Here is an 11,264-nt window from a genome sequence, read left to right on the forward strand (position 1 = left end):
ATTTTTCGCTGTCTATACTATTTTATGAAACTCCATCTTCACCCGACAATTGTTTTCAGAACCCCTGTTTTTTCTTACCAAGCCGGTTTACAGGCTTGCTGGGCAGAATTGAAAAATGCGATCTCCGTCTCATCAGCCGATTTTTATGAAACAATAAAAGATATAGAAGTCAAAGATTTAGAGACGTTGCCACCCAGAATTTATTTTACCATATGGAAATATTTTAACAGGGCGAAATACCGCTCTACGCCATATGGCACCTTTGCAAGTTTCAGCATTTTAAATGATGCCATCAAAAATGAGGCAGACAATTTGCAGATAACCGATAAACAAACTGTTCATCGCCTTATCGACTGGCCTTACCGCAATCAGCTCAGTCTTGACTTCGAAGACACAATTAAACAAAATGGATGGCTGTTGAGCAACAGCAGCTTTTATGAAACTTTAAACGGCATCAGGTATATTTCCTGTGCGGAAGGCGTTTTTGAACTCGCCGAAATTGATCGAGACGATTTCATTATACAGATCCTGAATGCCTGTTTAGTGCCTGTTCAGGTTAAAGATCTGGTTGATCAACTTCAGCCGGATGCAGCGCGTGTACCAGAGTTGCTTGGTTTGCTAAAGGATATGCACGACCTGCAGCTTCTTTTTGCTGAACATGATCCCAATATCATTGGTGAGGATTATTTTAAAAGACTCAGCCTGGAAGTAACCGAAAATATACCCCAATACCTGATTGCAGAACGTAAGGTTAATGCCGGAGGCATACACAGGAATCTTTTAAAGTTTATTCCTAATATGCTCATGTTATTGCAGCAAATTATACCAAAGGAAGAAAAAGCCGCTTTAAAAACCTTTATTCAGCAGTTTAAGAAAAAGTTTGAGCAACGTGAAGTTTCACTCCTGGTGGCCCTTGATCCGGAAATGGGTATTGGTTATGATGAACTGGAACAAAGTAGTGATGGCGATGATCTTATGGTACATTTAAACAGTAAACAGCGGAATAATAAAACCACTGATGATTTAAAGGCAAGATTAAAAAAGGCACTTTCCCTGGAAAGTTTTGAACGTGGAAAAACTGTTTTCCTGAATGAACTTGACCTGAATCGGATTGAAAAACCAGCCGTTTTGCCAAACTCATTCAGCATGTTGATGCATATTGCGGACGAACAAATTATCATCGACCAGATCGGTGGGGTAACCGCAAATGCATTAACCGGTCGCTTTACCATGGCAAGTCAGTCCGTAGAACATTTTTGTAAAGAGATTTCAGCAATAGAGAAAAAGGCAAATCCTGATGTGTTGTTTTTTGATGTGGCTTATATGGTAGAGGCCAATGTAGATAATATTAACAGGCGAAAACTGGTTTATGATCATCAATTATCTATCCTTAATTTTGATACATCAGCAAATCCGCTTCAGTTGAGTGATATTCTGATTTCAGTAAGGAATAACCAGGTTATCCTTAGGTCTAAATCCTTAAACAAACGTTTGATGCCGCGGATGGCTTCAGCATATAATTATACCAGGTCAGATCTTTCCGTGTTCAGGTTGCTTTGCGATGTACAACATCAGGGAATCCAAAGCAGTTTATCACTTCCTTTAGAAAATATTTTCCCTGATCTGGATTACTATCCTAGGTTACAGTATCAGAATATCCTATTGAATACCCAAAAATGGCGGATAGAAAAGAAAAAGCTTTTTCCTGAAAAAGTCCAGCTTACTGTAAGTGCATGCCGGGATTATCTAACGGGTATAGGCGTTTCAGCATATTTTAAAACCGGTTTATCAGATCAGACGCTGTGCTTCAGTTTATCCGTTGATGAGGATTTGCAGGCCTTCATGCAACTGATGCAAAAGCATAACAACATTTACCTGGAAGAAGTAATCTTACCAAAGCATAATATAGTGGTAAATGAAACAGCTAAGCCTTACCTCGCTCAGTTTATGCTTAGTTTTACCCATAATGAGCTGGTTTATCAGGGTATGTCAGCATTAAATGCAAATAGCGACATACCTGTCCAGCATATTTTTCTGCCTGGTCAGGAATGGTTGTATTTTGAGTTGTTTTGTCATCAGCATCGCGCCGATGAAATCCTTCTTCAGGTTATTGATCCTTTTTTGCAGCTGCACCAAGGTGAAATTAACGCCTGGTTTTTTATCCGCTATAATGAAAATGGGAATCATTTAAGGTTCCGGGTAAATCTTTTTCGTGCGGCAGATGGTCAGAAACTAAGCGCTGCTTTTGCCGATATGCTCTCACCTTATGTTATCGCCGGGTTAGTATCAGATTTTTACGCTAAAGCCTATAAGCGCGAAATTGACCGGTATGGCAGCGATCTGATCGCAGCGGTGGAAGCTCATTTTAGTACAGACAGCAACTTTGTACTGAGCCTTATGGCAAGCCAGGCTGATTCTTTTGGTAAATACAGGTTATGTGCAGCGATTATAAATCAGTTGGCGCATCAGCAGGTTTTTGAAACGGATGAGCTGAGGAGGGTGATCAGGCTAACATCCGATGCCTTTAATGAGGAACATCAGCTGGATGCGGCCGATTTTAAACAACTGAATCAGCAATATCAGTCTTATAAAAGTACTGGGGGGGAAGCATTGGACAAAGATCAGCAGTTGTGTTTTCAGCAGATGGTTCAATCGATGGTTACGCTGTTAAAAAAAACGGAGTCAAACCGGCGGATAAGACTTTTTACTGATTTAATGCATATGCATGTCAACCGCCTTTTTAGTAAAAACCAGCGCATGCATGAAATGGTGATGTATTATTTTTTATTAAAAGATCTGCAGCGAAGTAAAGCTATCGGGTAATGTTCAGTTTAGCCATTGGGTTAACCACGTTTACGGATATTTCAGTAACATAGCGGTTTAAGGGGTCAGTATAATGTTTAAAAACATAATCATCCTTATAGAAGTTTTTTAACCGGTTGGCTACATTCTCCAGGCCTACATGATGGCTTTCATGTTTGCCTCTCACATCATTAATCATATTAATGGTGCTGATCATTAAGGTATTCAGGCTGTAATCTATTTTAATCACTGCGGGTTGGGTAGAGTGGGAAACATTTCCATGTTTAAAAATATTTTCTACAAGGGTAAGCAGAATAAGCGGTGGAAACCGCAGTCCAAATAAATCTCCTTTTACTTCAAGGGACAGATTGATGCTGTTTGCCGTGCGTAACTGATGTAAATTGATTAAATGTTTAATCTGCTCTACCTCTTCACTTAAAGGTACCATTTCTGAAGCTCCGGGTTGTTTTAAGGCATAACGCATCATTTCTGATAAATTCATAATGGCATCTGCAGCCAGCGGAGCCTTCTTACGGGTATCATTGTAAATAAAATTTAATGTATTAAACAGGAAGTGGGGGTTGATCTGACTACGCAAAAAATTATTCTGCGATTGTACCAGGTCATTTTCCAGGTTCTGCTTCTGGATCTGGCTGATTAAGTTTTGCCGCTCTAATTTTTCAACCTTTTTCTGGTCTTCGAATGATTGAATGATGTATACATAGCCTGTAGCAAAACCAATAAAAAGCAAGGATCTGTAAATACAGGATAAAATAAAACTTCTGTCAAAAATGCTTAACGCGTTTGAGTCTATAAACTTAAGTTTCTCAAAGGCTATTACCAATACTTGAGTAGTTAGGATATACGTGCAAACCACCAGTACAACCAGCAACAGGATTTTTATGATTTTAACAGAGTTGCTGTTGTCATTTAATATCTTCTTTAAGAGATGTGCCTGTAAATAAAAGGTGAAAATGTTGATGATATATACGATAACATAAACTCCGGGTTCCCGGAATTTGGATATAAAACCTAAAATAAATACATCATAAAAAATATAAATACTCCAAATTAATAGGTGAAGTCTGTAGTTTTTATAATAGGTTTTAAGGTTAAAGGAGGTCATTTTTGATTCGTTAATCTATTAAATTATGGATTTTATCTGCTAAAATTAAGGTTTTGTGTAAAAAAGTGGTTGCCCTGAAGTTTACCCTGCACCTTTACATAAATAATAAGAACATTTAACATAACTTAAATAAAGCGAATATGAAACCACAAGGCCATTCTAAAATTACAAAAAAAACTGTTTTCATTTACAAAGCCGTTAAAGTTCAGGATAATTTTGCTACTCATCCAACCGGTGATATGAGCCATAGTATTGCCACAAGTTTTATTGTAGCGAACTAGTATCGGCATTACCTTCTTTGAAAGGTTAAATAGGCTTCATTGATTCAGCTACATATCAGGTACTGAGCCACCCTTGAAGAATAAATTTAAACCGGAAATTATCCATTTAACCGGAAAACCAGAATAGCAATAATATTTCATTTGCGTTACTGGTTCCTGTTTGATTTGAGTAAGCTGTTTTGTACATAGGTAAAGAAGGCTTCTTTATAACCTTCACCTATTTGAATTACTTCATTATTAATCAGGCGGATAATGTTTCCATCTACCTTTTTGATCGCGGCTTTGGCTACAATATTTGATTTATTTACCCGGATAAACGGATGTCGTTCTAAAGCCTTATCGATCTCTTTTAAGGTTAGGTAAGTAATATGGGTTTCGGTACTGGTAATGATCTGTATATAATTCTGTAATGCCTTGATGTAAAGTATTTCATCAATGGCAATATTGGAAAAAGCATATTTATGGTCGCCTTTAATATAAAGAGCTGCGGCATGATCTGGTTCTTTAGCCGTTCTGCTGTGATTTGCTTCTTTTTTAAGAATCCGGTCAATGCCCAGGGCAAATTTTGCAAATGATATTGGCTTTAATAGGTATTGATCTGACTGTACATCAAAAGCCTGCAGCGCATAATCAGGATGCGCCGTGGTAAAAATCAGGTACTTTGCTTTTTCTCTGATGTTTTTAGCTAACTCCAGGCCATTGATACCAGGCATGTCAATATCCATAAATAACAGGTCTATATCGTCACTTAAACTTAGTTCTGTTAATGCCTGAATAGGACTGGTAAATGTCTTAAATATAGTTAAGCCTGGCATTTCCGCGATATGATCGGTAATGACCTCAATTGCATGTTGTTCGTCGTCAATAACAACGCATTTTAGATTCATGATAGTTATATAATATGGCCTGTAATGATTTCAATGCAAGATAAATAAAAAACGGCTTGTATTTATCTTCCCCCCTTAAAAAAAACGTAACATCGGTTTCGTCTAAAAATCTACGGGTTTCGTGTAATAAACTGGTAGGTTCATGTAAAAAAATATCCAGCTGATCATATTTTTCCAATCTTTAAGATGTTTGCCAAAAACAAATGATTGAGATGACTGATCTTTAAAAGATCATCATTTTAATTAACTAACATCTGCCTGCCCAAGCGCTTGTGTAGCCTGTTAAAAATATCATTTTAAACAGGCCATACAACACTGGGTTTTAGGGTAGCAAAGCATATAGTAATCTGGCAAATACAGGATTAAAGCATTTAAAAATGCTATTGATAAAGATACCTCTAAACATATATACACATCATGGAACTTAAAGACGAAATAGGGCAATTTGCTGTCAGGATCAAAAAAATGCTCCCACAAGTTCAAACAGAAGATTTAACCCGAAATGCATTGGTGATGCCTTTCATTCAAATACTAGGCTTCGATCCTTCAGAAGTTCAGTCTGAAGCGGTAATGGATTTTGGTGTAAAAAAAAGTAAAAAAGTTGATTATACCATTATGAAAGATGGTGAGCCAACTATTTTGGTAGAATGTAAACACCATGAAGACAGCCTGGATATTCATGATTCCCGTTTGTCGAAATATTTTCGTAAAACAAAAGCTAAATATGGCCTCTTAACCAATGGCCTGGTATACCGTTTTTACACAGAGAAAATGGTGAGATCGAAGAAAAACCAGGAGCCATTATTTGAATTTAAATTAACTGATACAAAAGCTGCAACCATTGCCAAAATGATTGAAGAACATAAAGACTACTTTAATGTTGATCAAAAAAATGTAGCCAGCTAAATACTTTTACGCATACCTTAAAGTTCCCGAAAAATTCTATAACATGAGGTCCTGATCAGTCAGGACTTTTTTTATGCCTGGCTAAAAATAAAAAGGGAGAAACCTTCCGATTTCTCCCTTTATCAATCATGAATAAAGCTTAAATTAATGCTACGCTTCTGCTCACAAATGCGGTTAATTCTGCACCTGTTAACATACCCTGAGCCAATAAAGCTAAATCTACAGCCTGTTTAGCCAGGTTGCTTTGTTCTTCGCCTTCAGCTTTCAGAATTTTACTTACCAATTTATGGTTTCCATTAATGGCGACCTTGTAGTTATCAGGCATCTGGCCATAGAAACCCATTCCGCCACCCATCGCCGCCATGTCTTTCATGCGTCGCATAAATTCATCCATCGTAATCGTTACCGGTAACTCATCCGGATTTAATGCAATTACCTCTACCTGCATGCCTGGTTTGGTAATTGCCTTTTCAAAAATAGCTGTTACTTCTTTAACCTGATCTTCAGATAATACATGTTCATTCACTTCATCTTTTTCAATCAGTTTATCCGCAACACTGGAATCTACCCGTTTGATCGATGTTTTTTCCAGTTTTTGCTCCATCTGGTTAATAAAGTGATTGTCTATTGGTGAATCTAATACCAGAACATCATAATCTTTCTTATTAGACGATTGAATAAATGCATCTTGTTTGGCTGCATCATTTGAGTACAGATAAACTACCGTTCCGTTTTTATCGGTTTGCAGAGGTGCAACCTTTTCTTTGTATTCATTTAAGGTGAAAAGTTCATTTTTAGTGTTGCCAACCAACGCAAAATCTTTTGCCTTATCATAGAATTTATCTTCACTGATCATGCCGTATTTAACGAACAAACCAATATCTTTCCATTTATCTTCAAAAGCTTTACGGTCTTTTGTAAATAACTCGGCTAATTTATCAGCAACTTTTTTAGTAATGTAGTTGTTGATTTTTTTCACATTACTATCTGCCTGTAAGAAACTGCGTGATACGTTTAACGGAATATCAGGTGAGTCAATTACACCATGAAGCAACATTAAAAACTCCGGAACAATATCCTTCACCTCATCGGTAATGAATACCTGGCGGGAATATAATTTGATTTTGTTGCGTTGCATTTCGAAATCGTTTTTCAATTTCGGGAAGTATAATACGCCTGTTAAATTAAAAGGATAATCAACATTCAGGTGAATCCAGAATAAGGGCTCTTCACTAAACGGATATAATTCGCGATAGAAGTTTAAGTAATCCTCATCTGACAAATCTGCAGGTGCTTTTGTCCAGATCGGGTTAGTGGTATTGATGATGTTATCAACTTCAACATCTTTATATTTTTTCTTTCCTTCTTCATCTTCACCATCTTCAACAGATTCTGTCTTCGTACCAAACTGAATGGGAACAGGTAAGAATTTAGCATATTTATTCAGGATTTCCTGTAATTTCGATTCTTCTAAAAACTCTTCTGAATCTTTATTAACATGAAGGATAATATCTGTACCCCGGGTAGTTTTGGTGCCCTCGGTTATCTCAAATTCTGTGCTGCCATCACAAACCCAGCGGGCTGGTTCTGCACCATCCTGATAAGATAAGGTTTGGATTTCTACCAAATCAGCAACCATAAATGCCGAGTAAAAACCTAAACCAAATTTACCGATGATTTCATTGGCATCTTTAGCATCTTTAAATTTCTCTACAAACTCACTTGCGCCAGAAAATGCCACCTGGTTAATATATTTTTTAATTTCTTCGGCAGTCATTCCCAAACCATTATCACTGATGGTGATGGTTTTAGCTTCTTTATCTACAGCCACTTTTACCAAGGGCTGTCCGACCTCGCCGTTAAACTGACCTAATGAACCCAGTCTTTTGATTTTCTGAACCGCGTCTACAGCGTTTGAAACCAACTCGCGGAGGAAAATCTCGTTATCAGAGTATAAAAACTTTTTAATTATCGGGAAAATGTTCTCGGTGTGTATGGAGATGTTTCCTTTTTCTTGAATGCTCATATGTAAATAAATTGTTTAATCTACTACCTGCATATCAATGCTTGTTCCAAATGAATTTAATTGACAAAATGACAGTTGAATAGGTGCCGCCAATGAAGTTTTACATGCTGATAAATGGCCTTAAAACAAAAACCCAAAAAACGGTTGGTTTTTTGGGTTTAAATAATATGAAGTATTGATTTAGTTTAAGTGAAAACTAGGTTTATCTTCTTCTAATGAAAGAATTTTGGTGATTTTTTTCAGGAGTACATCCATTTGAAATGGTTTCGAAAGGAAATCGTCCTGGCCGTAATTCAGTGTGGTAAAATCTTCAGGATTATAAAGGCCTGAGATCAGCAGAATTGGAATTTTGGAGGTACTTTCGATGGATTTTAACTGCTCACATAAAACACGACCATCAATATGGCCAAGTGATATGTCGAGCAAAATCAAATCTGGTTTAAAACTCTCAATGCGGTTAAATACCTCTTCACCATCATTAAGTGACGAAACTTTGAATCCGCCGATTTCCAGTATTAATTGTATGGTTTCTAAAACCTCAATGTCATCATCTACTACCAGTATTCTTTTCATATGTTCTAATCCATTTATTTGCTGCTAAAAATATAACAAAATGTATCTTGTTAAGTTTACAATCTTAAAAATATTTTAACAATAAGTTTATACAGTCAGGGGTTTTTTTAAAAAAAATCAGCTTGCCTGGCGTGCAATTCCTTCTTTCTGAAGGATGAAATGGAAGAGATCTTCTATGGGTTTCTGCAATATTTTGCCCGCTTTGATTCCATTATCTGCTAAAACCTCCATCAGGGTATCCTGGTAATAGTAGGCTATGGAACCCACAAAATGGCAGGGAACATCTCTGTATTTCGGATAATCCTTAATGTTGGAGTCTACAAATTCCTGGAATCCGGTTTTTAAAATATTCTGGATAAAAGGATGGTCGCTATGGCTGGCCATAAAACGGCTGAAGCCGGCCAGGTAAATATTAGGGAAAGGCTTTTGGTATACGTTGGTGATAATTTGCTCCTTATCTGCCGGGAAAGCTTTTTTGAATGCTGCAGCCAGACCTGATGGCATTTTGTTGTATAAATAAGCCAGCAATACTTTTTTGCCAAAGAAGGTGCCAGAGCCTTCATCACCTAAAACGTAACCAAGACCGTGATGACCATCATGAATCTTTTTGCCGTCAAAATAGCAGATATTAGATCCCGTACCTAAGATGCAATTTAAGCCTTCTGTATTGCCGCAGGTGGCATATACCGACCCGAGCAAATCATGATCTACGGAAATAAAGGCATTTTGAAACACTTCAGATAATCCGTTGGAAACCACTTCATGTTTATCAGGGGAGGAGCAACCGGCACCAAAAAAGTAAATTTCTTTCACCTGATCAGCATATTGTATTAAAGTTTCATTTTTCGAAATCAATTTCGAAATTTCCTGTTCACTCAAAAAATAGGGGTTTATTCCAGTGGTATTAAATCTTATGGTTTCGCCATTAAGATAACCCATCCAATCTGTTTTTGATGAGCCACTATCTGCAACAAGTATCATGGCAATAAATATAAATATTAATTGGAGAATATTATACTTGCAATAATTTCGTTACTTCTAAATAGGGTTGATTCAATATCCGTTTACCTAATATTATTTGATTCTTATACTGATAAACCTTAAAATTATTGGGTCGGCATTGGGATATCTCTGCCAAAGTCTTTAATATAACGAATCACACTTCTTATTTCACAATCACTTAAAGTATTCATCCTTGCTGTTTTAAAGTCTCCATTTTTGCTATACCAACCTTTATGTTTTTTAGTAAATGCATAATCAATTAGTTTTAGGCTATCCATAGCCGCCAGGCCTCTAAAAGTAATTGAGCCATTTTTCATCTACTTTTCCATCGATTGAAGCTAAATGGCAAACTAATTTCCTAAATCAATATTTCCGCTAATTTCTTTTAGTGTCGTTTCGGCTAACTTGGCTTGAAACTGCATTTCGATGAACCGGTTCTGTGCTTCGATGGCATTGCGTTGAGCCTCACGCAATTCAAGCGGGGCAATGCTTCCTAAACGATATTTAGCCAGGGTAATATCTAAGTTTTCTTTAGCCAGGTCAACGTTTCGTTGTTCAAGCTTAATCAGATCCAGATAAGTACTGTAGTTTTGATAGGCCGTTAATAACTGGGAATTAACATCAAGCTTCGTTTTTTCAAAGTTGAGCTTTGACGTCTCAATATTGATTTTCGCGTTACGCTCATTCTGGCGTTGTAAAAAACCATTAAAGATATTTAAACTGGCTGTTACACCATAGGTAAAGCCATTCGCGGCAAACTTCTGGTTAAAACCTGTCGGACTGGTACTATTGGTGCGGCTGTAGCCTGAGTTTAAACTGATGGCCGGATACCTTGCACCACGGATGGCCTTTAAATTTAATGATGCTATCTTCTGATTGATAAATGCATTCTGTAAATCAGGATTTTGCTTTGCTGCAATTTCAGCCTGCTTGCTAAAGAGGATTCCGGTATTGACATCAATTTCATTCCCTACAGAAAACTGGCTGCTGATATCACGCACCATCAGTTGGTTTAGGCGAACCTTAGCCACCTGTAAGGCATTTTTAATTTGCAGATAACTGGAGGTATCTGTATTGTAATCTACCTGTGCTGTTAAAACATCAAGCTTTGATCCCCGGCCCAGCTGCAGTTTGGTGTTTGCGATATTGGTTCGCAAAACAGAAACATCCATGGCACTATCAGCTGCTACCAGCAATTGTTGCTGCCGTACAACATCATAATAGGCGGTAATTACATCCGAAACCGTAGTTAAAATATTAAGTCTGGCGTTTACCTCTCCTTGTTTTTGCAGTTCTTTTAAACGATCATAATTGGCGAACATGGTAAAACCATCAAAAATGGTCCAGTTTAAATCTGCACCCAAATCGTTATTTGTACTTCTTGCACCGCGGATAACCCGGTCTTCTCCGGTAACCGGAGTTTGGCGGGTATTCTGAATACTTCCGCCATTGCTGTACGTTCCGATTACATTGGGCAACATGCCTGCATTGCCAATATTGGCATTGTTCCGGGTAATAGACAGATCATTCCTGCTGATTTTAATGTCGTAATTGTTTTGCAAAGCAACCGTAATGGCTTCCTGCAAACTGAGCTTTTCCTGTGCAAATCCTGAAATTGACAGGCTTAAAAGGATGATGAATGTTTTGATCTTTATGCTCAT

10 protein-coding genes are annotated in these 11,264 nt (G+C 37.4%); 3 read left to right on the plus strand and 7 right to left on the minus strand.

Annotated features, from left to right (window positions below; genetic code table 11):
• Positions 1 to 24: 24 nt before the first annotated feature.
• Positions 25 to 2,823, plus strand: a complete 2,799-nt coding sequence (locus tag OQ267_RS04670; RefSeq protein WP_265835071.1) for a lantibiotic dehydratase — start codon at positions 25 to 27, stop codon at positions 2,821 to 2,823.
• Here the strand turns inward: OQ267_RS04670 and OQ267_RS04675 are convergent.
• Positions 2,813 to 3,928: a sensor histidine kinase gene (locus tag OQ267_RS04675; RefSeq protein WP_088302245.1), complete on the minus strand. Its 1,116-nt coding sequence runs from the start codon at positions 3,926 to 3,928 to the stop codon at positions 2,813 to 2,815. The genes OQ267_RS04670 and OQ267_RS04675 overlap by 11 nt on opposite strands.
• 140 nt (positions 3,929 to 4,068) lie before the next feature.
• Here OQ267_RS04675 and OQ267_RS04680 point away from each other — a divergent pair, with 140 nt between their 5' ends.
• Positions 4,069 to 4,209, plus strand: a complete 141-nt coding sequence (locus tag OQ267_RS04680; protein ID WP_172406550.1) for a hypothetical protein — start codon at positions 4,069 to 4,071, stop codon at positions 4,207 to 4,209.
• A 146-nt stretch (positions 4,210 to 4,355) separates the two neighbouring features.
• On the opposite strand, the gene OQ267_RS04685 is transcribed toward OQ267_RS04680, so the two are convergent.
• The gene (locus OQ267_RS04685) at positions 4,356 to 5,096 is read right to left on the minus strand and encodes a LytR/AlgR family response regulator transcription factor (RefSeq protein WP_088302246.1); all 741 of its coding nucleotides are present in this window, start codon (positions 5,094 to 5,096) and stop codon (positions 4,356 to 4,358) included.
• Between the two features lie 417 nt (positions 5,097 to 5,513).
• Between OQ267_RS04685 and OQ267_RS04690 the strand changes: the two genes are divergently transcribed.
• The gene (locus OQ267_RS04690; RefSeq protein WP_088302248.1) at positions 5,514 to 6,002 is read left to right on the plus strand and encodes a type I restriction enzyme HsdR N-terminal domain-containing protein; all 489 of its coding nucleotides are present in this window, start codon (positions 5,514 to 5,516) and stop codon (positions 6,000 to 6,002) included.
• A gap of 139 nt (positions 6,003 to 6,141) precedes the next feature.
• Here the strand turns inward: OQ267_RS04690 and htpG are convergent, their stop codons facing one another.
• The 5 genes from htpG to OQ267_RS04715 form a co-directional block, all read right to left on the minus strand.
• On the minus strand, positions 6,142 to 8,028 hold the full coding sequence (htpG, locus tag OQ267_RS04695; RefSeq protein ID WP_265835072.1) for a molecular chaperone HtpG: 1,887 nt from the start codon (positions 8,026 to 8,028) through the stop codon (positions 6,142 to 6,144).
• A gap of 180 nt (positions 8,029 to 8,208) precedes the next feature.
• Positions 8,209 to 8,601 carry a response regulator gene (locus OQ267_RS04700; protein WP_088302249.1) on the minus strand — a complete coding sequence of 131 codons (393 nt, stop codon included), beginning with the start codon at positions 8,599 to 8,601 and terminating at the stop codon, positions 8,209 to 8,211.
• A gap of 117 nt (positions 8,602 to 8,718) precedes the next feature.
• Positions 8,719 to 9,582 (minus strand): N-acetylglucosamine kinase, encoded by an 864-nt coding sequence (locus OQ267_RS04705; RefSeq protein ID WP_265820327.1) that lies wholly within the window; start codon positions 9,580 to 9,582, stop codon positions 8,719 to 8,721.
• A gap of 125 nt (positions 9,583 to 9,707) precedes the next feature.
• Positions 9,708 to 9,920, minus strand: coding sequence for a hypothetical protein (locus OQ267_RS04710; protein ID WP_265835073.1), 213 nt, complete (start codon positions 9,918 to 9,920; stop codon positions 9,708 to 9,710).
• A gap of 33 nt (positions 9,921 to 9,953) precedes the next feature.
• The gene (locus OQ267_RS04715; protein ID WP_088302250.1) at positions 9,954 to 11,264 is read right to left on the minus strand and encodes a TolC family protein; all 1,311 of its coding nucleotides are present in this window, start codon (positions 11,262 to 11,264) and stop codon (positions 9,954 to 9,956) included.

It is taken from the genome of Pedobacter sp. MR22-3, from assembly GCF_026240075.1.
Lineage (GTDB): Bacteria > Bacteroidota > Bacteroidia > Sphingobacteriales > Sphingobacteriaceae > Pedobacter.

What these genes read in the sequence shown, in the direction of transcription:
- OQ267_RS04670 (WP_265835071.1), top strand. Translation starts at nt 25, where the DNA reads ATGAAACTCCATCTTCACCCGACAATTGTTTTCAGAACCCCTGTTTTT.
- OQ267_RS04675 (WP_088302245.1), bottom strand. Translation starts at nt 3,928, where the DNA reads ATGACCTCCTTTAACCTTAAAACCTATTATAAAAACTACAGACTTCAC.
- OQ267_RS04680 (WP_172406550.1), top strand. Translation starts at nt 4,069, where the DNA reads ATGAAACCACAAGGCCATTCTAAAATTACAAAAAAAACTGTTTTCATT.
- OQ267_RS04685 (WP_088302246.1), bottom strand. Translation starts at nt 5,096, where the DNA reads ATGAATCTAAAATGCGTTGTTATTGACGACGAACAACATGCAATTGAG.
- OQ267_RS04690 (WP_088302248.1), top strand. Translation starts at nt 5,514, where the DNA reads ATGGAACTTAAAGACGAAATAGGGCAATTTGCTGTCAGGATCAAAAAA.
- htpG (WP_265835072.1), bottom strand. Translation starts at nt 8,028, where the DNA reads ATGAGCATTCAAGAAAAAGGAAACATCTCCATACACACCGAGAACATT.
- OQ267_RS04700 (WP_088302249.1), bottom strand. Translation starts at nt 8,601, where the DNA reads ATGAAAAGAATACTGGTAGTAGATGATGACATTGAGGTTTTAGAAACC.
- OQ267_RS04705 (WP_265820327.1), bottom strand. Translation starts at nt 9,582, where the DNA reads ATGATACTTGTTGCAGATAGTGGCTCATCAAAAACAGATTGGATGGGT.
- OQ267_RS04710 (WP_265835073.1), bottom strand. Translation starts at nt 9,920, where the DNA reads ATGAAAAATGGCTCAATTACTTTTAGAGGCCTGGCGGCTATGGATAGC.
- OQ267_RS04715 (WP_088302250.1), bottom strand. Translation starts at nt 11,264, where the DNA reads ATGAGCATAAAGATCAAAACATTCATCATCCTTTTAAGCCTGTCAATT.